The 22044-nt window shown below is 62.7% G+C and carries 24 protein-coding genes; 18 read left to right on the top strand and 6 right to left on the bottom strand.

The features are described from left to right. Positions 1-197: 197 nt before the first annotated feature. Positions 198-848 (bottom strand): maleylpyruvate isomerase N-terminal domain-containing protein, encoded by a 651-nt coding sequence (locus E3T28_RS13315; RefSeq protein ID WP_134432161.1) that lies wholly within the window; start codon positions 846-848, stop codon positions 198-200. Positions 849-1075: 227 nt separating this feature from the next. On the opposite strand from E3T28_RS13315, the gene E3T28_RS13310 reads away from it, so the two are divergent. The 10 genes from E3T28_RS13310 (at position 1076) to murJ (ending at position 9512) form a co-directional block, all read left to right on the top strand. Next, a complete protein-coding gene (locus tag E3T28_RS13310) occupies positions 1076-1699 on the top strand; it encodes a hypothetical protein (RefSeq protein WP_134432157.1) in 624 nt (207 codons plus the stop codon). Next, a complete protein-coding gene (locus tag E3T28_RS13305; protein ID WP_166787039.1) occupies positions 1696-2211 on the top strand; it encodes an RNA polymerase sigma factor in 516 nt (171 codons plus the stop codon). Before E3T28_RS13310 ends, E3T28_RS13305 begins: the two co-directional genes overlap by 4 nt. A 1024-nt stretch (positions 2212-3235) precedes the next feature. Beyond that, positions 3236-3691 (top strand): hypothetical protein, encoded by a 456-nt coding sequence (locus tag E3T28_RS13300; protein WP_134432154.1) that lies wholly within the window; start codon positions 3236-3238, stop codon positions 3689-3691. A 71-nt stretch (positions 3692-3762) separates the two neighbouring features. Next, positions 3763-4521, top strand: coding sequence for a signal peptidase I (lepB, locus tag E3T28_RS13295; RefSeq protein WP_241979343.1), 759 nt, complete (start codon positions 3763-3765; stop codon positions 4519-4521). Between the two features lie 162 nt (positions 4522-4683). Continuing rightward, the gene (locus E3T28_RS13290) at positions 4684-5127 is read left to right on the top strand and encodes a hypothetical protein (protein ID WP_166787038.1); all 444 of its coding nucleotides are present in this window, start codon (positions 4684-4686) and stop codon (positions 5125-5127) included. Positions 5128-5430: 303 nt separating this feature from the next. After that, entirely contained in the window at positions 5431-5625 is a 195-nt protein-coding gene (locus tag E3T28_RS13285; RefSeq protein WP_134432148.1) for a helix-turn-helix transcriptional regulator, read from the top strand. Then, a complete protein-coding gene (locus E3T28_RS13280; protein ID WP_166787037.1) occupies positions 5612-6022 on the top strand; it encodes a hypothetical protein in 411 nt (136 codons plus the stop codon). Before E3T28_RS13285 ends, E3T28_RS13280 begins: the two co-directional genes overlap by 14 nt. Positions 6023-6076: 54 nt before the next feature. After that, positions 6077-6844, top strand: coding sequence for an RNA polymerase sigma factor (locus E3T28_RS17810; protein ID WP_420898271.1), 768 nt, complete (start codon positions 6077-6079; stop codon positions 6842-6844). Then, a complete protein-coding gene (locus tag E3T28_RS13270; RefSeq protein WP_134432139.1) occupies positions 6841-7659 on the top strand; it encodes a hypothetical protein in 819 nt (272 codons plus the stop codon). The genes E3T28_RS17810 and E3T28_RS13270 overlap by 4 nt, the downstream gene beginning before the upstream one ends. Positions 7660-7934: 275 nt before the next feature. Next, the gene (murJ, locus tag E3T28_RS13265; RefSeq protein ID WP_134432136.1) at positions 7935-9512 is read left to right on the top strand and encodes a murein biosynthesis integral membrane protein MurJ; all 1578 of its coding nucleotides are present in this window, start codon (positions 7935-7937) and stop codon (positions 9510-9512) included. A gap of 105 nt (positions 9513-9617) precedes the next feature. Here the strand turns inward: murJ and E3T28_RS13260 are convergent, their stop codons facing one another. Further along, the gene (locus E3T28_RS13260; protein WP_134432133.1) at positions 9618-10421 is read right to left on the bottom strand and encodes a LysM peptidoglycan-binding domain-containing protein; all 804 of its coding nucleotides are present in this window, start codon (positions 10419-10421) and stop codon (positions 9618-9620) included. A gap of 198 nt (positions 10422-10619) precedes the next feature. After that, positions 10620-11825: a DUF4232 domain-containing protein gene (locus E3T28_RS13255; protein WP_134432131.1), complete on the bottom strand. Its 1206-nt coding sequence runs from the start codon at positions 11823-11825 to the stop codon at positions 10620-10622. Between the two features lie 142 nt (positions 11826-11967). Between E3T28_RS13255 and E3T28_RS13250 the strand changes: the two genes are divergently transcribed. Beyond that, a complete protein-coding gene (locus tag E3T28_RS13250; protein WP_134432128.1) occupies positions 11968-12360 on the top strand; it encodes a VOC family protein in 393 nt (130 codons plus the stop codon). A 34-nt stretch (positions 12361-12394) separates the two neighbouring features. Here E3T28_RS13250 and E3T28_RS13245 read toward each other — a convergent pair whose 3' ends face one another. Next, positions 12395-12829 (bottom strand): ASCH domain-containing protein, encoded by a 435-nt coding sequence (locus E3T28_RS13245; RefSeq protein WP_134432124.1) that lies wholly within the window; start codon positions 12827-12829, stop codon positions 12395-12397. A 498-nt stretch (positions 12830-13327) separates the two neighbouring features. On the opposite strand from E3T28_RS13245, the gene E3T28_RS13240 reads away from it, so the two are divergent. From E3T28_RS13240 to E3T28_RS13210, 7 genes are all read left to right on the top strand, one after another. After that, the gene (locus E3T28_RS13240; protein ID WP_134432121.1) at positions 13328-13690 is read left to right on the top strand and encodes a PadR family transcriptional regulator; all 363 of its coding nucleotides are present in this window, start codon (positions 13328-13330) and stop codon (positions 13688-13690) included. Further along, positions 13687-14784 carry a hypothetical protein gene (locus tag E3T28_RS13235; protein WP_134432118.1) on the top strand — a complete coding sequence of 366 codons (1098 nt, stop codon included), beginning with the start codon at positions 13687-13689 and terminating at the stop codon, positions 14782-14784. Before E3T28_RS13240 ends, E3T28_RS13235 begins: the two co-directional genes overlap by 4 nt. Before the next feature lie 789 nt (positions 14785-15573). Then, entirely contained in the window at positions 15574-15819 is a 246-nt protein-coding gene (locus E3T28_RS13230) for a PLDc N-terminal domain-containing protein (RefSeq protein ID WP_134432115.1), read from the top strand. Between the two features lie 227 nt (positions 15820-16046). Then, positions 16047-16604 (top strand): RNA polymerase sigma factor, encoded by a 558-nt coding sequence (locus tag E3T28_RS13225; RefSeq protein WP_134432112.1) that lies wholly within the window; start codon positions 16047-16049, stop codon positions 16602-16604. Next, positions 16594-17526 carry a hypothetical protein gene (locus E3T28_RS13220; protein ID WP_134432109.1) on the top strand — a complete coding sequence of 311 codons (933 nt, stop codon included), beginning with the start codon at positions 16594-16596 and terminating at the stop codon, positions 17524-17526. Before E3T28_RS13225 ends, E3T28_RS13220 begins: the two co-directional genes overlap by 11 nt. A 968-nt stretch (positions 17527-18494) precedes the next feature. Beyond that, a complete protein-coding gene (locus tag E3T28_RS13215) occupies positions 18495-19877 on the top strand; it encodes an AAA family ATPase (protein WP_241979342.1) in 1383 nt (460 codons plus the stop codon). 126 nt (positions 19878-20003) lie between these two features. After that, positions 20004-20477 carry a hypothetical protein gene (locus E3T28_RS13210; RefSeq protein WP_134432106.1) on the top strand — a complete coding sequence of 158 codons (474 nt, stop codon included), beginning with the start codon at positions 20004-20006 and terminating at the stop codon, positions 20475-20477. A gap of 76 nt (positions 20478-20553) precedes the next feature. Here E3T28_RS13210 and E3T28_RS13205 read toward each other — a convergent pair whose 3' ends face one another. Together E3T28_RS13205 and E3T28_RS13200 are read right to left on the bottom strand one after the other, a co-directional pair. Beyond that, positions 20554-21021 (bottom strand): hypothetical protein, encoded by a 468-nt coding sequence (locus E3T28_RS13205; RefSeq protein WP_134432103.1) that lies wholly within the window; start codon positions 21019-21021, stop codon positions 20554-20556. Between the two features lie 189 nt (positions 21022-21210). Further along, on the bottom strand, positions 21211-21921 hold the full coding sequence (locus E3T28_RS13200; RefSeq protein ID WP_134432100.1) for an ABC transporter permease family protein: 711 nt from the start codon (positions 21919-21921) through the stop codon (positions 21211-21213). Positions 21922-22044 lie beyond the last annotated feature (123 nt).

The following is a 22044-nucleotide window of genomic DNA, read 5'->3' as shown; positions in this document are numbered from 1 at the left end:
AGTCGGGGTGATGGTTGTCGATTTCCGTCCTCGGCTGCACAAATTCTGCACTCGCATGCACTGCTCATTCACGCCAACACGGGCTTGGCTCTGTGCCCATGAGGGTCCGTCTTACGGGACGCCTTTCAGGTCTAGGTGCGTGGTAGCAGCAGGAGGAGAAACGACGGATCCGTCGACCGCCTACTCGGGGGTCCTAGCTACCAGGGCGTCAATTTAGTCTCCACGTCCAACGGACCTCGGCCAGCTAGCCAGGCCATGAATAATCGCTGCTCCCGGGAAGTGCCGAGCCGGTCGGCGGCGCTGGCAAGCAACAACGGCAGATCCCACGCAACGTACTCGTCCGGCCAATCCAAACTGGTGTAGCCAAGACCGAGATCGACATGGTGCATCTCCACTTCACGGAGCCGGTGCGCCGGGCAGGCAACTACGCCGTAATCACCTCCTCCGAGAAAGTGGCCATTGGGCCACCCAGCAGCCGCGCACTGGGCGAAGACCTCCTCAAGATTCGACATGCTGGACCGAAGGTCAGCGATGATTTCCTCGGCTTGCCTGCCAGCTCCGTTATCAATCTCGCGTCGGCGCTGTTCTTGGCCGTTTGCGTACTTCGGAGCATCATGTCCGCGAAGCGCTCCCGAGAGGCGACGCGCATGAGCGTCGGCGTTGCGAGCAAGATGTGTCAGGACATGTCCGACGGTCCAGCCGGCTAGAAGACTCGGTGCTCGGACATCCTTGTCCGACAGTTGCGCCACGCGACGCAGCAAGCGCGCCTGCCCGTCAGCGCACAGTTGGAATGCTCGTTCCGGGTTGCTCTCAAGATCCACGAAGTACGGCTCCTCTTTTTGGGTCACGCGTTGTCAGCCTGCCATCCCACCAGTCCACCATCCTCATTGCTCGGTGGCCAAAGTCCTGTTTCGCCTCGACGAGGATCGAATCGAGCTCCCGCTTGCGGGCTCCGGATCTGGGCGTGCAGGGCCGCGCCTGGACTTTAGGAATTCAATCGAGTTCCGCCGATTCGGACGTTTCGTTCCCCCGCGGACATGTGTGTAGTGAGAGCATCACTGACGGGGAGACGCACATGGATGAAGAAGAACTGTTCGGCCGGTTGGCGAACTCAGCACCCTCGGTCGCACCGCGAGACGATCGGCTTGGTATCGCCATCGATCAGGTCGTCACGGAGAGCCGGCCGGTACATCGCCAGCGCAAGCGACTGTTCGTTGCTGGGGCGACGCTGTCTGTCATGTTGGTGGGCGGCACGTCAGCCGCCCTCGCGTCTCAGCCCCTGCTCGAATGGTTGGGGTTCGCCCCGGACCAGAGCATCCAACACGTGAATGCCAACGGCGACTATTGCGCCGCTGGAATGATCGTGCGCCCGGAGGGCGTCCCGAACGATGACGCGTCGTTCCTGGCTGCCAAAGATATCTTCCTCGGCATCGACTTCAACACGTTGAAGATCCCGGACGCCATCCGAAACGATTACAAGTACTCAGCGGCGGCAGCCTCCGCCAAGGCTGAGGAAATAGCTGAATACAACGCGGCACACCCAGAGGCGACCCTTCAGCCGGCACTCCCGGATCCGGAAACCGACATGCTGATCGATACCGCCTACACGCTGATGACGGACGGGCTGAAGGCCAGGGGCCTCGACGTCGGCCACTTCTCCCTCGAGGGCGCCGGAACCTGTGATGAGGTCTCTCGGTGACGCGGGCAGACCGTGAGAACCATTTGGAGACTCTCATCCGCGCGAACGCTTCCGACCTCCTTGCCTACCTGGAACGGCGAATCGATCCGCGCGCAGATGCAGCTGATGTCTTGAGCGAGACCTTCATCATCGCGTGGAAGAAGGCCGGTAAGGCCCCGTCCGACGAGATCGGCGGTCGCATGTGGCTGTTCACGATCGCCCGCAACGTGCTCCTCAACGCTCGCCGGACGGCGCGGCGGCGGTTGGCTGCCACCGATCGCCTGCGATGGGAACTCGAACAATCACAAACAGGAACGGACCTATCCGACGCCACGGCGGTGCGTGCTGCGGTCGGGAAACTACCGGCGGACCTTCGCGAGCTCATTGAACTGGTCCACTGGGAAGGATTCAGCCTCGTCGAAGCGGCCCAGATCACCGGTATCACTGCGTCAACAGCACGGTCACGGTACGCGTCCGCGAAAGGGCGACTTCGCACTGCGCTGGCCTTCGCTCCCGAGGAATCCCTCAGCTAAGCCTCGATCCACCGGTCAGCCTGGCTGATCCAGGTCCTCGCCGATTGATTTGAGGTTTCTGACGGTGGGCATGGCGGTGCGGCCGGCCTTGCTGCCGATGGTGCGCCGAAGGTGGCCGACGAAGCGACCATGGTCCCAACCGCCAAACGGCAGAGCAGACTGCCCGCACAAGGTTGGTCAGCGGAACACGGAATGCTGCCGGGTTGTCCTCCGGGCGCCGACCGCGGACGGTCGGCACTCGCTGAAAACAGGCGTTACAAGCCAACGACTCCGAATGGATCCGACAGACATCCCTAGCCAGAAGGCGCAGATACAGCCACGTCCATTTCTCACGAGATTGAGTCATCTTGTGTACAGAATTCCCCAGATCCAGAAGACCGCCACGAACGTCGAGAGCAGAAGGCCGATACTGAGCCGAAGCCAGATCGGACGAAGCCAAGGAGTGAGCGCCAGGGCCGCGAGTATGAATGTTGCGGCGATGATTGCGGCTTTAACACCATTTGACGCGCTTGGTGAAGCCAATCCTCCAGGGTCGCCAAGACACCGGTCGATCCCGCATCGTTCAAATCGCGCCAGTGAAACCGCCACGTATCCGGGCGCGAAAGCGAGGGGCAACGTCCAGAGGAGGTGCAGGCTGCGTCGGGTGAAATGGCGCCGCATGAACCGAGGGCAAGGCTTCGCTTCGAGCGGCTCTGTCGACATGCCGCAAGAGTAGAGGCAGCACGCCACGTTGTCCGGCAAGCTGGACCCCCGAGACCGAATCGTTCGTTGAGCGCTCCCTCCATCGAGCATTGCGCGGTGGGAGACTGTCGGCAGCTGATGCTCGATGGAGGGTGCGATGCGTTCATCTGTTCCGATCCCAGGGAACCCCTGGCCGCACGACATGTTGATTACCGTCGAGGACAATCCGCACGCTCTTGTCGACCTGCTCTGGATCCGGGAGGCCTGGAATCTGCAGCCAGCTGAGACCGATCTCCCCCCTCTGCTCTCCGACGAATCCGTCAGTACACATGCTTGAACGGAATTGTCAGACAGAACCCAGACCTGGCAGAACGCATGGTCCTCCATCTGGGAGGCGTGCGTGCACCATGCCGGGATACTTCACGATGAAAACATCTTCGACCAGCTCAGGGGAACCGGCGACGGGTCGATGGAGCGCGCCGAACTCCTGAAGTCGCTCATAGGGCCATCATGGCGCGACGATTTCGGGGACGAAGCCTTCACGGACCAGTACGAAGTCTGGAATCAGACGAGGGTCGCAGCCCAGTCAGAACGTTTCCACCTCCCCCTGAACGAAGAACCGGAGCGCGTGTCACTCACTGCCCTCATCCCCGCATGGCGCGCCGGGCTGAGCAAGATCGTGAGCATCCCGTGCCAAGGCTCATACACGCGAGTAATTGGACGCCACGCACTGCTCGTGACAGATGAAACCCGCGGTGACCCCCGACGCTACAGCGAAGCCCTCAAACAGTTTCGGTGAGGGTTCCGCAAAAGAGTTCGGGACTGCGGAGGGGTGACGCTGAACCCAGTAGCATCAGCGCAGGGGGAAAGTTGACTGATCACGACGTTCTTATGCGCCTGAGGCGGGACAAGGGTACCCAGGGTGACCGCAACCGCAAGCGCGGAATCGTGCGCTTCTTCCGCGACCTTCTCGTCATATTTTTTGTTGCCCTGCTCATATCGTTCCTGATCAAAACATTCCTCATACGCTCTTTCTATATCCCTTCGGGATCGATGGAAAACACCCTGCAAGTCAATGACCGGATCATGGTCAACGAACTCGTCCCCGACCTCATCACCATCGCTCGTGGCGATGTGATCGTGTTTACGGACCCCGGCGGATGGCTAAGTGCAACCGAACAGGGCACAGTCGAGGCGGGCAATCCTGTAGCCGATGGCATCCGATGGTTTTTCGCCGAAGTGGGCCTGAGCGCACAAGAAACGAACGACCATCTCATCAAACGCGTCATCGGCCTACCCGGCGACAAAGTCGCCTGCTGCGACACCACAGGCCACATCACCGTCAACGATGCGCCTCTCAGCGAGCCCTACCTCAAAGCATCTTCCGGGACGACGCGTTCTCCTGAGAAGTACTTCACCGTGACAGTCCCCGCAGATTCTCTATGGGTCGAGGGCGACAACCGCGATAACTCGGCAGATAGCAGGCTCCACACCACCACGCCCAGCAAGGGTTTCGTGCCCATTGCCAATGTCGTCGGGCGGGCGTTCGTGATCACCTGGCCCGTCGGTCACTGGTCCTGGCTCGACAACTACCCGAACACCTTCCGAGGGACTAGCCAGGACCGATGATGCCCACGACTCTGGGTTTCGTCGGATGACCGAGGGTGATGTCCGATAGCCGTTGGTTACTCGGCGACGGCGCGAGGACTCTGCAACCCCGCATAAGTTGAACAAGGAGCAACGTTTATACCCAAGATCACTCAGGAACACGGCTCTACCTCTGGAGGCAGCTTGCGCACGGTGTCGCTCGTCGGTCTGGCCGTGGCTGCCGTCGGCATCCTCGCTGGAGCGTTCGTCGCCGGGCCAATCTTGGTACCGGCAGGAATCCTGGCGATAGTCTTCTTCGGCATTCTTTTGGTAGCTCGAGCGAGGCGTGCTGAGGGTTCGCTCGTCGTCTCCCGCTCGTCGGACAGCATGCCCAAAGGTACCGGACGCACCAGTTCGATCATTGGGCTAGCTATCGCGGCGGCGTTGGGCGTAACGGGCGTCGTAATGGGCAGCGCCCTAGTTAGCACCCTGACGCAGCGTGGGCTGGTAGCCGACGCGACCGGCACTGTCGGCTACACAACGGATGCAGAAATCGTGTTGGGCCTTGTCGCCTTCGTGCTTTTTCTCGTAGCGATAGTCGCTACGCCGATCATGATTGTGCGCCTCGTGCGAAGTAGTCGCAACTAGCAAGCAACGCAACAATTGCAGGAGTGGCATCTGGGTATCGCGACCAGATGCCAATCCTGCGTCGTATGTGCAGCGCGATACTGAGCGTGCTGCGCACGTGCTGCAGTGGCTGGTGGAAAGGCGTGCCCCAAGAGCGTTCCCGTGCGAATCCTGGACAGGATCAGCTGCTGCTCCCCCGTTTCGCGGAAAACGAGTGCCGGCAAACGTCCCTCTTGCGGGCGGCCAACTGTCGCTTGGATGCAAAGCGCATCTATGTGACAAGCCCACTTGTCATTTTCCGCGCATGACAAGTATGCTTGACATATGAGAAGTGCGCTCAAAGAACTGCGAATCGAATCGGGGCTTTCGCAGGCTGCACTCGCAAGCATCCTGAAGGTTTCGCGTCAAACCATCAACGCGATCGAGACCAGTCGGTATGACCCGTCTCTGACTCTTGCTGTGCGCATTGCCCGCCATTTCAATCGGCCCGTAGAGGAGATTTTCTATGTCGAGGACTGACCGAGCGCTAGCTCTCAATATCGGCGTCGTGGTTGCCACAGTGGTTGCCGCCGCCGCACTCATTTGGGTGACGGGAAACGTGGTCTTTCTGATCGTCATACTGGCGGTGGCAGGCAGTGCAACATGGAACATCATTCGCATTTTTCGCCGGCCGGACGAAGCGTCGGACGTGGACCGGCTCAACTCGATGAAGTACCTCGATGAGCGAGATCGATCGCTTGCCCTGCAGGCATTTGGGATCGTCGGGATTGTCGCCCTCGTGCTGACGGTCGTCACGGTTCTCGTCACGCTATTCACAGATGCCCTTGGTGCGGAGTACATCGCGCTCGTGCAATTCGTCGTCCTGTTCGGGTCTTGGGCCGCAGCTAACAGCTATGTCACGCGAAAGCAGCAGTAGGCATCATCTCGACGCCCGGCGGACGCCGATGAAGGCGTTTAGCCGTCCGCTCCTATGGTTTCCCAAACGCCACTCCCCGAGACTTTGAAACTTCGGCGGGTTGGCGCCGAATCTGCGTCCATGGACGTCCCGCTTACGGACGGCCTACGGGAGGGGTGTGCACAAGTCGACCTTGGGGTCACCTCATCCGCTGTCCTGCCGATGAAGTCAGAAAGATTGCCGGCCCCACCAGTAACAACTGCGCTCAACCAGACATGTATAGGTATGGGATTGAAACCAACAGGTGAAAGTAGCGCAGCTCGATTTGGGGAACTGTACGACTGCACGTATGCCGACGTGCTGCGATTCGTGCGGCGCCGAGCCGGTCCGGACTCGGCAGAAGACGTAGCTCACGAGGCTTTCCTCGTGGCCTGGCGCCGACTGGAGGACGTGCCGGTCGAGTGCCACGCTGCCCGTGCCTGGCTGTTTGGCATCGCGAGAAACTGTCTGCTGAGCGATTTGCGCGGGCACGCCCGTCGCAACGCACTGAGCGTTCGGATCGCGTCGGAAACCCTAACAACGACGGATCCAGACGACGGTCTCGCCCTGCGTTTAGACCTGGTCACGGCGTGGCACCAGTTGCGGGCCGACGAGCAGGAAGTCCTCTCCCTCGCCATTTGGGAGGACCTATCTTCCCAGCTCGCGGGGCGCGTCCTAGGAATTTCCTCAGCCGCCTACCGAATCAGGCTCCACCGAGCGCGCGCGAAACTGCGCCAGCTGTTGGACACCGCGACTTTCCCGGCATCTACCGCCGACTACTTAGTAACGGAGCGAACGATATGAACGACGACAAGATCATCACCGCACTGCGATCCCTCGACCACGCTCCGCAGCTACCCCTCGACGAGACTGGACGTCGACGGGCGGCTGCAAGACTTCAGCAAATCCTCGCCACAGACCCCAAGCCCGACGTACTCACGAGCCAGGTCACGCGCCGCTCGTCAGCCATTCGGTGGGTCGCCATTCCCGCGGCGATCGTTCTCGTCGCCGCTGCCGCTGCCGTCATCCCGGGCCTTGGTAACTCCGAGTCCGCGTACGCATCTTGGACCCCTACGCCTACGTCGATTGACGCAGCCGAGCAAGCCGTTGCGTTCGCCGCGTGCCTGAGCGCTGGAGTCACCGCTTCCTCCCCGGAAATCGTCCTCGCCGAACGGCGAGGAGAGTGGGTCGGCCTGGCATACACCAGCGCCAACGGGCTGACGTCTACGTGTCTCACTCACCTTCCGGTCGGCAGTCCTCATGCCGACAATGTAATGACTGGATCAGCCTCTGACAGTGACGCGATAGTCGCCGGTGGACAGCTCTCTGAGGGCGCGATGTCGTCCTACTTCAGCCGGGGCCGTTCCAGTCTCTTTGCGCAGGGAGATGCCCCCGCCCTGACCTTTGTCTCAGGGGACGTGGGCGAGGACGTCACGGGTTTGACGATCAGAACTGCCGATGGTCTGTCCGTCCAGGCAACTGTCCATGAAGGACGATACATCGCGTGGTGGCCAGGAAGGGGCGGTGCACAGGGAGATGCTCAGCCCGTCCTCACCTACGACATTGCCCTCTCTGACGGAACTGTCCTCAAGGATGCTGAGCCCACAATGCCGCAGTGAGAATCCGCTGGCCCGACGTCGCATCAACTCCTTCAGCAGTCAGGCGTCGCCCAGGCGCTCGCTTCATGCTCGACCCGCCGCCCGCTCCCCCTTACCGCGGGTCCCAACGCGGTTCTTGCAGTTCTGCGAAACAGTGTCCCGATGAGGGTTGGGGTCCGCGACGTCAGATTCACGACTGGGTTGGTGCTGGTTCCTCGGCCGCTGTGGGAATGTTAGCGAATGGGGGATTTCATACCGGCTTGCCGACCTTGCGAGGCTAGCCCGGAGCTTGGCCGATGAGTGCGCGCGGCTCGATTGGGTCGATGATGGCGGCCACGCTCGTCTCCCGGGCGCTCGGTTTCCTCAAGGCAATTCTGCTCGTAGCCGCGATCGGCGGCACGAGCGAGGCGGTCGGTGGGCAAACGTTTGAAATCGCGAACTCAGCACCCACTTACCTCTTCGCCCTGATCGCTGGCGGCGTCCTGGGCGCGGTGCTGGTCCCGCAAATCGTTCGGAACTTACACGACGGCCCGGCTGGCCAGGAAAACACGGACCGGCTCCTCACACTCGTTCTAGTGGGCGGGGCCGCGGCCACAGTCATCCTCACCCTGAGCGCTCCGGGAATTGTCTGGATCTACGCAACGACCTGGTCGTCGCCGTGGCGAGGACTCGCAACGTCGATGGCGTACTGGTGCCTGCCGCAAATCTTCTTCCTGATCGCATTCGCCGTCCTGTCCCAGGTCTTGAACGCGCGCGGTGTGTTCGGCGCCCCGGCGTGGGCCCCCGCAGTCTCCAACCTGCTGGGGATCAGCGGAATCCTGGTCTTCCTTTTCCTCCTGCCGACCGGGTTGGGCACGGTGGACTCGTGGAGTCCCCTGATGATCGCCGTGCTTAGTGGCTCGGCCACCTTGGCCATCGCTATCCAGGCTCTGCTGCTCCTGATCCCGCTGCGGAGAATCGGGTTTCGGATCCGGTTTCGCTGGGGCTTTGGTGGTCTCGGGCATATGTCGACGCTGGCGGGCTGGACTCTTCTCGGCGTCATCGCGGGCCAGGCTGCGTACCTGGTCACGTCCAACGTCGCCAGTAGCGCCGGAAAGACCCTCAACCAGTTGGGAGTCGACGGCCCCAGCCTGAATTCCCTCTCGATGGCGTACCTGCTGATGCTCCTGCCCCACGGGATCGTCACCGTGTCGCTGACGACAGCCCTCTACACACGGATGAGCGGATCCGCCGCACGAAATAACCTCGCCGAGATTGACGTGCTCTCCACCCTGGCCACCAAACCAGTCGCTTACGTCGCGATCGCCGCCACTGCAGCCTTCGTGACGCTGGGCCCGCTGATCACCGAGGTGCTCTTTGGCAAGCCGATCATTGGGCACGTGCTCCAGGTTCTAGCGATTGGACTTGTCGGGTTCAGTCAGGCCTACGTGCTCAACCGAACATCCTTCGCGTTGCAGGATGCCCGCGGCCCCTTCGCCACTCAACTCGTCATCGCCGGATTCTCTGCCGCCGGCGCCGCAGTAGCGCTCCTCCTTCCACCTGAATTCACCGTGCTCGGAATCGCAGCAGGAATCTCCATCGCGAACTTCGCCGGCTGGCTGACCGCGCACCTGTCGCTACGGCGAACACTCCGAAACCGCGGTCACGTCCCCGCCGGTCAACGGCCCCTGGCGCTCGGATACGCCCGACTGCTCGCCGCGGCCGTAGTCAGTACCGCTGCCGGGTTATCACTGGTGGCCTACACCGGCACGCCAACAGGATTTGTCGGCCAGGCCGCCCTTCTGGCGGCCGCGGGTACAGGCGTTCTGACGGTCTTCATCGCGGTGAGCTGGATACTTGGCGACCGAACACTGAGCGACCTGCGCCGAAGGTAGCCACCGCAGCGGTCATGGTCCCAACCGCCCACACGGCAGAGCAGACCGCCCGCAAAGGGTTCCCCATAGGGGGCGACAGCGGCCGTTCAGTCCCTGGAGCGGCGTTCAGTCCGAGGGCGGCGGGACCGAGGCGCCGCCGCGCAGCGCCACCCGGAGGTTCAGCTCGTCGCCGGCCTGGAGCTGGCGGCTGGTGAGCGGGTTGAGGAAGCCGAGGTCGTCGTCCGTGATGCCGAAGCGTTCGGCGATGTCGTTGAGCGTGTCGCCGGCGACCGCACGGTAGGAGAGCGGGGCACCATCGGCTGAAGCGGTGGCGCCGCCAGCTCCGAACCGGGCGCCGGTGTCGACGGCGAGCAGCCCGGGGCGGGTGTCCGGCACGTCCCAGGTGATCGTGCCGACCGCCCGGGCAGTGAGCACGCAGCCGTCAGGATCGGTCGTGCTCGGGGCGGTCTCTGTGATGACGGCGGTCAGGTAGTAGCTGGGGTCGCCGCGGGAGAAGTCCCTGGGGCCCATGCTCAGCCCGGGCTGATCGGCGTCCGTGGAGAGGTTGCCGAACGAGAAGCTGTCCGTGTCGGCCAGGCAGGTCGTGGTCTCCGACCAGGGGCTGAAGAACAGCTGCAAGCCTCCGGGGACGTCCGAGTGGAAGTCCTTCAGGGCGACGTCGAATCCGCCCCCACCCGCCGTGACGACGACGGTTCCGGAGATGGTGTTGTCTCCCGAGGTCGACGTGAGCTCGGCTGTGCCGATGACACCGTCGGGGATTACAACGTCGGCCGCACGGTCGGACGGGGCCGGCGCATCAGTGTGGACGGCCGTGTCGACCGGTGGAGTCTCGGTTGTCGGGGGCGAGCAAGCCACCAGTCCGAGCACCAAAGCAATACTCCCCAGAACAGATGTCGCCAGTCGTGGCATCAGGTCCCCTCCCCGCCGAGCCCAGTATGGCAGTCGGCCGCATCGCCGGTCCAGCCGCGGGCCCGACGGTCGAGGTGGCTCGTCCGAAGTCGCTATCGCACGCACCGATCGCTCTGTCTGAATCGGCACTGCGAAGGCTCAGACCAACCGTTCAAAGTTTCCCGAGGTTTTGACGCTCAGGTCTCGACGGGCTCCGGTTCAGGGCTGGGGGTCTGGGCTGGCGTCTGTGAGTGACCAGGCCGTGACGGACACGTCGCCGCCAGCGACGATGTCGAGGGTGCTGGGCCAGGAACCGCGAACCAGGCCGGGATACAGCGCCGCGTAGAGCGTGTAGGTCGTGGGGACATCCGCTGCGGCCATGGCGCCCCAGCCGAGCCGGGCGATGGCGTAGCCGCCGGCCGGAACCACGATGGGCACGGGGCCCTCGTCGGTGGTCATGAACGTTCCGCCGTGCACGAGGGTGACGTCGAGGGCCGACCCGCTCTCATCCGCGAAGGCGAGGTCGGGGTAGCCGCTGAGGGTGCACGGGGAGTCGGTGAAGTTCATCGCCTGGATCGACAGAGTGCGGTGCCCCATGGCCGCGTCCGGGTCTCCGAGTAGTAACGCCGCCTGGTCGGGCGTGCACCAGTCGGCGGCGGGATCGGCCGCTGCGGGCGCGATGGTGGGCGGCGGCGTGACCGGGACATCCGGGTCGGGCACGGAGCCGAGGGTGTGCCCATTGGCGCGGGCGTTCTCCGCCGCCGCAGCGAGCCGCGCGGCCCGACTCCCCGCACCGGCCGCCAAACCGGAAAGAATCACGGCGACGACGACGATGCTGCCAAGAACGGCGAGCGGGCGCGTGCGCAACGGGCCGGGTGCGGCCGACGCCGGGACGGCATCCGCGCCCGGCTGAGCCGGGTGGGCCGGTTGGGCGCGCACCCTTGCGCGGCGCATGGCGAACAGGGCAGGCAACCACCCCCAGGCGATCCCCCAGTACCCGCTGAGGAGAACGGACTCACCGGCCGGGTCGAGCACGAATGCGGCGCGGGACGGCGGGAATGCCGCAACGATCGCGCTGATCACCCACGGGAGGGTGGCGAGGAAGCCGGTCAGAACGGCCACGAACCAGAGTGCGAAGAACCGGGCTGTGCGAGATCCGTCGGTCCGGTCGACGATGAGGCGCGCCAGGAACAGGTAGATCATGAAGACTACGGCGGCCGAGGCAAGAGGGGCGAGCGCGATCCACGGCCAGGACCAGAACCAGACGCTGCGCGTGATCGTTTCCGGCAGGAGGTGCTTCACGAATGCGTTGGGGACCAGAGCGAACCAGGTCAGGAAGCCGAATCCGCCGGCGCACACGACCCACCACGCGGTGGCGACGGACGCAGGAATCCAGAAAAATGGGCTTTGGCCGGGCCTTGTCATCCCCAGAGACTACTTCACCGCCGGGCAGGCATCGCACGCAGTTACGGGCACATTGGCCGTACGGGTTCGACGATCCAAGTGGTTCCGCACAAGGTTTCCGTGTTGGGACGAGGATCCACACCGCCCATGGAACGATGGCCACATGGCACTTGGGTTACATCACATTGAGATTTGGGTCGATGACCTCGACAGCGCTCGAAAATCTTGGGGCTGGCTTCTCGCGCAGCTCGGATGGTCGGTCGATCAGGAGTGGGACAACGGCACCTCTTGGCGATGCGGCGACGTCTACCTCGTGACCACACGACCGCCGGCCCTCTCCGGCGACACCCACGACCGAAGGCTCCCCGGATTGAACCACGTCGCGCTTCACGGAGGCGCCCCGGCTGACATCGACCACTTGGCTGGAGAAGCATCAGGCCACGGCTGGAGCTCCCTGTACGCGGATCGTTACCCCCACGCAGGAGGCCCCGACCACTACGCCGTTTACCTCGAGAACGAAGCTGGCTTCAAAGTCGACGTTGTGGGCGCATCCTGACCCAGTAAGGGTTCGGCTGGCGGCACGAGGGCTATCAGTCTGCCTGGCTGAGCACCTCAATCAATTGGAACCGCTCCAGCACGACGAGCGTTTCGTCATCGACCGTGAAGTTTGGGTTGTTGAGGAAGTTACGCATCTCTGTGCTGTGCCAGAAGGCTTCGTGACCGCGGCGCCAGGCGGCCACGGAGTCGAATCCTTCGCCCTCTTCGCGCGCATGCTCGAGGCCGACGTCAGCAAGTCGGACAATCTCGACCGAAACCGTCTGGATAGTCGCCACCGCGGCAACGTTTGAATCCACGACCGTTTGCATGTTCCCGATGATCGGCAGCGGTTCGTCCTCTATCGAGTACTCCACGAGTGTCGAGCTGGTGGAGGTTTTCGTGCCGGCCAGGATGGCGGCGACCAGCCGATCCCGAAGTGGGCCCGGAAAACCGAACTCAGCAATCTGGAATTCGCCGTGGTTAGCCATGAGGCGATTTTAGGTCCCGAGGCTCGCGACCCTGAGCCGTAAGGCGTTCTCGATGCGGGAAGACAGCGACTGTCGACGTCGGTATGGACGAGCTGTGCAGACGAGTACGGAATCTGACACCTGTCCGAGAGCGTCTTGCGAACGATCGTTTTCGGCCATCATCCGATTCACACCGCGATCAGTGATTACTCGGTATCACGCCCGTCGAGATCGGTCTCCTCCCACGCCGTCATCAAATAGGCCGAGTGCGGCGGCGAAGCGGAAGGCGTGCACATCACTCGTGCCGTCGTGCCGATGGTAGGGAACTGGGACGCCTGTTCCGACCCGGATCAGGGGTGGGACAAACAAATGGCGGCAACGCCGCGACGGTTGTGCGGGCGAGTACGGAAGTTTGTGCAGGCGACTTCGGAAAATGACCGTTCGGTGCCACCATCCGGCGTGGCGTCGGAATCACTACCGCGTACCGCGTAGTAGTGTGTGATGCGTCAGAGGAGATACATGGACACCACGCAGCTACTCAAAGGAGTGCTCGACGTCGCGGTGCTCGCCGTGATTCAGGAAGAAGACGGCTATGGCTACGACATTGTGCGGCGCCTGCGCGCTGCCGGCCTCAAGGAGGTGGGAGACGCCTCGGTTTATGGAACCCTTCGGCGCCTCTATACCGCGGGTGCATTGTCAACCTATGTCGTGCCCTCCGATGGCGGGCCGCACCGCAAGTACTACGGAATCAACGCTGAGGGACGGACCATGCTTGCCGAACAACGAGCTAGCTGGACTCGGTTCGCCAACACAATGTCACTCCTCCTCACAGAACAGCACCAGCCCACCGCCACCATCCGCACGATTGGGGATAAGTCATGAGCACGACCACTTCACCCACCCTGGCCATTCGTGATTTTGCCGCTGCCGTGCGCGCCGCGCTCAGCGACCTTCCCAGTGAAGATGTCGAAGAACTCACGGACGGACTTGAAGCGGATCTGACCGAACAAGCCGAGGATCTCGATGCGCCGGGTTTTGATCCGGGCGATGCTGTCGGCTACGCCGACGAGTTGCGGGCCGCGGCCGGGCTACCGGTTCGGGGAAAGCCGCGGCTGGCATCCGCCTGGACCGCCAATGAACTTCGCACCCGGGCCAGCGCACAGCGATCGAACCTCGCCCGAAAGGCACGATCGACAGTGATCGGCTCGCACACCCTGGACTTCTTCATCTCACTTCGACCGTTCTGGTGGGTGCTACGGGGCTGGGCCGTCTACAAGGTCATCTCGGCTCTGGTTATCGACACCAGCCTTGCCAGTACTCTGCCGTCGAGCGGCGTTGAGTGGGTTCTGCTCCTACTATTTGTCACCTTCAGCGTGCAATGGGGACGGGGACGATGGCTGCCCTGGTCATGGCTGCCACCGCTTAGGACACTGGTCAGTGTCTGCTCGATCATCGCGCTGCCATTTCTTCTTGTGCTCGCCACAGCGTGGAGCAGTTCGGCCGACCAATACGTGGAGGACTACGTTCCACAAGGTCTGCTACTCGACGGTAACCAGGTCTCCAATGTGTTCGCCTATGACTCAGACGGTCAACCACTGACCGGCGTGCAACTCTTCGACCAGGATGGAAAACCACTCACGACCGTCGGCGATCCAAACACCACACCGTGGGTTGCCACATACGGCGCCGACGGGACGGAGGTCCTCTTGGTCCCCAGCTCCGACGTACCGGGGAGAACCGGTTGGAACGTTTTCCCCCTCAACAAGGTCGACTCGGTGGACTACAACTCGCAACCCAGTGGCGAGCCTGACCTCTCCACCGCTGCTCCGGCCGTGCCACCCTTTGCCCGAGTGCGGCCCCTCACACAGCAGACGCCGTCGCCAACGGCCCCGCCGACTCCCGCTCCCTCTGCAACGCCGCCCGTCGCTCCCGAACCGAGCGCCACACCTACACCAAACTCCAACGGAGACAATTGAACGAGTCACCGCAGACCAATCCCGCACCGCGAAAGATCAGCCCATCAGCGATCGACCTTCCGCCAACTCAACCACTCGACATCACCGCGTGGCTCACATTCGAACGAGACAACGAATAGTCCTCGCGTCGCTTCGAGTATGGATTCGCTGTCGCTGGATGACCAACGACTGACCACGATGTGTCAGGGCGACTCCAAGAGCCACACCGGCGGGTGTCAGAGAATGAAGAAGACCGACGTTGTCTGACATAAGTTCCAACTGCGATCTGACGTCCAGCTGGGGTACGCCCTAAAAAAGCCTCGCAACGAGTGTCCGATTGGCGATCCCCTACCAAAAAGCCGAACTTATCGCGTTCAGCGTTCGTCTTGCGAGCTGCTCCGGATGTTCACTTCTGGCCAAGCAATCGACGGCGTATTGCCCCGAACGACGACGCGGTCGTAGGCTCACGCTAAGTAGGGCACTCAGGTGTCCGCGAATCGAGGGGTGGTCGACGTGGAATTCAGTGCTCTTTTTTGGTGGAACTTCTGGGTGGTAGTCCAGGTTCTCGTTCTGGTTGGGGTCGTCGTGGCACTGGGGCTTTTCATCCGCTGGGGACGGCGCAAGAGCGCCATTCTTGAGGCGAGCCATCCCACGGAAGGTCACGGGCCCGCTGCCGGTAAGTAGCCAGTGCAAGTCCCCGTCGACCTGCCGAGCCGCGTCACAATGATCCCCGATCGCGTCCGACACCTCATGCGAGGACCAACAGCCCGCGGGTGTTTCTGCATCCGCGCACCATCCTGAAGTAACCAAGTGATCGGAACCGTCATGGACAGTCAAGCCGTATTCGCAGTCGTGCTCGCATCGGTCGTTGCCGTCGTCTACGTCGCGGCAATTGCCTATGCAATGATGCAGATTGCACGAACCAACGACCTGTCAGGCGTGGAGAAAGCCATCTGGATAGCCGGCGTCGTGTTCGCCCCTTTACTCGGCGCGCTCGTCTGGTTTTTCGCTGGGCCACACCCATTCGGCCTTCGACTGACACGCCAGGTTCGATAGACCTCGACCGGGATCCGCGGGCGCAGTGAGGGTTCCGCTGCGGGCTCGGCACGTAATCAGGCTCGTGGCGCAGTTGTGTCTCGTGGTTTCCCAGTTGAGCGATCCGTGGTCATCGGTTGGAGCCATCGTGGGATGGTTAGCACGGGTGAGGCGCCCTAATTCAGGGATTGGCGAAGAAGTGATGGAACCATCGGACGCTCTGCGGACACTTCATAGTATGAGCGCGAATGAGTGACGACGAGGTGTACTGGAGCAAGGCGGCGGCCGGCGATGGCGATGCGTTTGGGGTGATCTTCGATCGCCACAGGGCCCGGCTCTATCGCCACTCGCGCGGTATTGCGCCGTCGTTCACCGATGCCGACGATGTCGTCGCTGTCACGTTCCTCGAAGCCTGGCGGAAGCGTGATGCTGTTCGGTTCGTGGACGGGTCGATGCTCCCCTGGCTGCTGCGTACGGCTACGTTCACGGCCGGCAACCTCACCCGGGCCACCTGGCGCTATCGTGCCGCGTTGCACAGGCTCCCGGCCGATGACCATCAACCGGATCACGCCGACACCGTGGGCGACGGCGATGCCCTCACCGCGTTGCGGCAGCTGTCGATCCTGGATCAGCAGGTGATCACGCTCTGCGTTATCGAAGGCCTCACCATCGATGAGAGTGCCCGGGTTCTCGGAGTGAGAGCGGGCACCGTCAAGTCACGCCTCTCACGTGCGAAGACTCGGCTCCGTGACCAGTTCGAACCGCGCACCGTATTTCGCTTAGAAGGAGCGACCGATGTCCACTGAACCGACCCAGTCCCTCCGCGATCAGGAACTCCGGCGAATGCTGGTCGCAACCTCCTCCGCGGAACCCGTGCGCCCCCGACGACGCAGCGCAGTCATGGCGTCGATCGCGGCCTTCGTCATGGCCGGCGCTCTCACCGGAGGCGCCGTGTCTGCTGTCGCTTTGAGTGCGGACGATCGGCCAGCCACCGTCAGCATCGACGAGATGAAAGACCTTGTCGTGTACGACGACGCCCAGTTGTATGGGACGCCGTTCGTGCTGAGCGGTCAAGGCACTACGACGATCCAACTCGGCGACGCTCCTGAGGGCGCCAAGCAGATCGCTGTTGCGTTTCATTGCGACGATGCAGGTACCTTCCGTGTTCTCGTCGACGGTGAGCTGCAGGGAGAGAGTAAATGCTCCGAGGAAGACACCGCCTACACAAACGGAGGGGGATATTACTCAGTCACCGGGGACGGTGATCACACCATGACGATTGCCACGGCTCGCTCCAATCGCTTCGTCGTCTGGACATCGTGGGCCAATCGCGCCGCCGCGCCTGAGCCCTCCGCGGCACAGAACGCCGCGCTCTCCGATGGTGTCGTCACGGAAACCGAGTACCGGGATGGCTTCGCCCGTTATGACGGATGCATGATCAACGCCGGCTCTCCGCTCGTGGGGGTCGATCAAAGCGGGACCCTGATCAAGTATTCAAACACCGGCGACTCTGTTACTTCTGGGGTGGAGGGTCGCTGCTACGCGCTGGAGTTCACCCTCCTGGACAGTGCCTGGCAAATCCAGAACGAAGATACGTCAGAGACGGCCAATCGCATCGGCGCGTGCCTCACCGCACGCGGCATCACACCAGAACCGACGATGGAAGGCCGCAAACGACAGCTCGACGCAATCCCTCTAACCATCGATCAGTGCCTTACCGGCCCTTAAAGGTCCACCCCGGCCCAGGGCTGGCTTTCAACGCGTCTTTCCAACAGAGACGCGTTGGAACCGCCAAAAATCACTCCCCCCGAGACTTCGGAACCTCGACCATTTGGTGCTGGATGTGCGTCCGTCGAATCCGTCTTACGGGACAGCGGAGGAGCTCACGCGTGACCGCAGAATCTCTTCAGCAGCGTCTGAGCTGATGGCACTTGGGAGACGCAAGGACGATCTTGTACTTGTGTCTACTGGATACGCCCTGGCCTCCCTCGTAGAGTGACAAATACGCGCCGCGCGCTGCGCGATCGTTCAGGCTCTCGACGCCGAGACGCATACGATCTAGAGATCGGGGCACCGCATGACGCAGTCATGTGGCCATGCTGGGCTATGGCAAAGACTGGGGGCAATCCTGTCCTTCCTTGCCAAGGGCATCGGTGCCGGGCTGTCCTCGATCGCCACCATGACTTTCGGAGGCCGAGCTGCCCCAGGCGACCTGCCAACATCGCCGCCGGCGAAAGAGTATCGACCGTAGACGACCCGCGCAGCTGGCGCACTCAGCAGGCCCAAACTTGGGACTGTCCAAGATCAGCGGATGTGCCCTACGTTCAGGGTCATGGGAAGTTAGGAGAGAAATGCACCCGAACCGAAAACGGATCGTGAAGGCAGCGGTAGTAACGCTTGGTTCCTTCGCCTGCATCTTTCTGGGCCTTCTAGGTTGGGTCACGGCCTACGTTGAATGGTCGTCCCAGAATGTACTTGATGCCAGCCTTCTACTTCCTAGCGTGCTGATTCCGACCTTCTTACTCATCGTTGGCATTCTGTCGGTCGTGAACTTCATTCGAGGCGTCCGCGAGGCAAACAAGCGGCAGTCCTAGAGGTGCTGCAGCCTAATTGCGGCAACATTCGAGAGGGATGCCGCCCGGTCCCAGGGGATAGCCTGAGCGGCAAGTAGCACCATCGATGATGTGGGGGCACAAGTGGACGATCAGCAGGCAGCGTTTGTGGAGACATTCCGCCGGTTCATGGACGAACTCATCCTCGTCCCTCGTCCGCAGGCGGAGGAGCGCACCCCTTTGGGCGAGCTGGTGCAGGACTTCCTGCAGAGGGATGTCTCTACTCTGCCGATGGTCACGGAAGACGTCGCGACGCACCGCCTGGTCGATGCGGACATCGCCCTTGACGAGCTCAGCGCCGGGTCTGCCTCACCGGTGTTCGGTGTTACCGGGGGTCAGCAGCGTGAGCACTCCTCCTTCCAGGAGCTGATGAGCAGCCCCTTCGTCCGGTTTGCGCCCGGTCCGGTCGACTACGTTTCCGTTCCCACAGGCCCGGATTCCGAACGCCAGGTGGTCTCATTCGGTGTTCGTCTGCTGAGCGTGGACGGGCATCGGGTGGCCGTACTGCAGCGCGGTGCCCGGCCCGAATTCGGTCGTATCAGCGCCCGACTGGAAATCCTCTCCGAAGACGAGGGCGGGCCCACGGCATTGCTGGGCGCGTTGCGCCGGCTCATGCTCGAGCGCAGCGTGCTGCGAGGACAGGTTCTCTCTTTCAGCGGCAACGAGTACGGCCCGGGCGCGGCTGGTGTCAATTTCCTGGCACGCCCCCATGTTCCGGGCGACGAGGTCATCCTTCCCCCGGGAGTACTCGACGACGTAGCGCGCCACGTGGTCGGGATCGGAGAGAACCGGGAGGTGCTCCGCGCCGCAGGCCAGCATCTCAAGCGCGGCGTGCTGCTCTACGGCCCTCCGGGCTCGGGTAAAATACTGACCGTCCGCCACCTGCTGAGCGAGACGCCCGGCATCACCGCCGTTGTGCTCGCCGGCAACAGCATACAGTTCGTTGCCCAGGCGGCCGAGCTCGCCCGCGCCATGCAGCCCGCGATCATTGTCCTCGAGGACGTCGACTTGATCGCGGCCGATCGCAACCTCTCAGTGGGGCCGCAACCGCTTCTGTTCGCCATGCTCGACGCCCTTGATGGTCTCGACGGCGATGCCGATGTTGCCTTTGTGTTGACCACGAATCGGGTCGAAGTGCTGGAGCACGCCCTTGCCGATCGTCCCGGCCGGATTGATCTGGCTGTCGAAATCCCATTGCCCGATGCCGACGCCCGGCGTCGCTTGTTTGAGCTCTACGCCGGCGATCTACCGTTGACTCCAACAGCCATAACGGATGCCGCTGCATGCGCCGAAGGCGCCACGGGGGCCTTCGCGAAGGAACTCATGCGCCGCACCGTGCTCCTGGCGGCCGAACAGGGCCGACAACCAGCAGACGTCGATCTGGCCGCTGCCCTCGACGTCCTGCTCAAGACCAGGGACAAACTCACGCGGCGACTGCTCGGCGTCGACCACACGGCGCCCCGTTGAAGGTTCGGCTTGCGCGCCCCAGAGCAGAACAATTCAGCCTCAACCCGTTGGAAACCACCCCGCGGATTACAACCCGGCCCGAGGCCAATCTCGTCGAACCGACGGCGGCGATGATTGACTGATCAAGTGGAAAATGATGAACTGAATCCGGTCACGGTGTTCATACGTGAGCTGCCCAGCGACTCGCTCCCGGCTGACATGCACCAGGAGATGGCCGTCAGTCTGGTCTGGGAGGACCGTGCTCAGGTTGCGCTCCAGGAGCACCTCGCGCCAGACGTCATCGCACTGCTCGTCCATGATGCCGAGGCGACAGTAAGACACATGCTCTACAACCTCCACAGAGACATCCCCTCGGCCCTCCTGGAAGCGGTGCTCGATCAACATCCCGAGGATGCTCCCAAGATCGCCTTACAGATCAACGCACCACTCACCGCACTGCGCTTGAAGCCTTTCAACTTTGCCTCCCCCAACGACATTGACCGGTATCTCACCGGGACCGGAGCCGACACAGACCGAGCACGCGCATTTCGTTCGATCCCCAAGACGTCCGACAACGGATCCCTCACACTGGACGCCCTGATGCAAACCATCTCCCGCTGAGGGTTCGGCAACAGGGCCTACGAGCTGCACCAGCTCCGCACCGAAGTCGCCACCCTCCGGGACAAGGTGTACGCCCTCACCCCTGAGGTTGGGTGAGGCCGGGGCGGTTCGGACGCACTTCCAGCGACACCTGCTGGGGCTCGTGCGGTCGGTCACTCACCCAGACCTGGTAGTGGTACTCACCGCGGACGCCGTACAAGGTGCAGACCCCCGTTTCGGAGAACGCCGTCGGCGGCCGCTGGCAGGTGCCCTCCACCGAGAATCTGAGGCCCGCGCCCGTCGCCATGCGTTCCAAGTCGTGGACGCTAACTGGGGTGTCCGTCACCCACCGCCGGGAGATGCTCGGGCACGGGTTCGTGCTCATACACAGGAACTGTTCGCGGCGAACCATGTCGTTCACCTGCTCCCAGTCGGCGGGGACAGCCAGCTGCGCGGCCTGCTCCACGATGACTTCGGTGACCCGTTTTTCCAGGGCGAACACCACGAGAAGCGCGGCGACACCCAAGGCCATCAGCCCGGCCGCGACGGCACCCAGAACCTTCACACCATCCCCCAATACACTCCGCCCCGCCGTGCCTGCAGCGTAGCGCGCAGGATGCGCAGTTGTCACCGCGTCGCGGGCCCACGTTGCCGGGCGGAAATCACAGCCGACGTGGCCGTGCACGGCTCACCGCGTAGGTGGGGCAGAGCGGCGCCGCCCGCTGCACCTCCGGCTTACGGGACTGGGATTTTTTCACCGTGGTTTCGTTTGATTCGCGGGCAATGCTCCCGGCAGCAGCGCAGTGATCAGCGCGGTGAACAGCGGGACACCCAGTCCGATGATTGCGAGCTCGGTGTAAGGGAGGTCGGCGCGTGAGGGGAGAGCAAACGAGTACCCGACCACCACGAGCGCCCCGCAAAGAGTGCCAGTGACGGCCCCTATGCCGACGACGAACAGCGAGTACCAACCGTTGATTCTCCGGCGAAGAGTTCGCGTGGCGCCGAGCACGGCCAAAGTCCTATCGATCTGACGACCTTCGGCTCGGGAAAGTCCGATGGATGCGATTGCGATCGCTGCTATCAGCCCTGCAGCGATCAGTACGGCACCCCAGTACCAGGCGCGATCACCGGTGCTCGGTCCCATTTCTGCTTCGAGCCACAAATCCCCGGGGAAGCCGCTCATATCGACGCTATTGATTTTTTCGAAGGTCAGGCCAGGTGGAGCCTGAGCCAGCGCGCGGGCCGGAACGGCCGCGAGTCCCGCCGATTCGGCGGCCGCCGGGCTGATGAAGATGCCATATCCCAGGGGGTGGTCCATGGGGACGGTGGTGCCGGCGAGACGTACCGAGTTGAGTGGCTGACCCTCCGGCAAGAACTCGTTCGGCTCGTCCTCGGCAACGAACTGGTTTGCACCCCACCATTGAATGGTGACGGTGCCATTGGCAGCAAGGTATCGGGGCTCCAAAACGATAGCCGTGCGGTCACGTCCCGCTGAGTGGTGGAGTTTCTCAACACCGTGCGGGTCAGCTGTTTTAGTTTAGGCGGCGGCGAGTTCGGGGAGGATCACCGCCTCGTCGATGACCTCGAT

Origin of the sequence: Cryobacterium sinapicolor (genome assembly GCF_004403465.1) — a bacterium.
Lineage (GTDB): Bacteria > Actinomycetota > Actinomycetes > Actinomycetales > Microbacteriaceae > Cryobacterium > Cryobacterium sinapicolor.
This window is presented reverse-complemented; position numbering and strand designations above follow the sequence as displayed.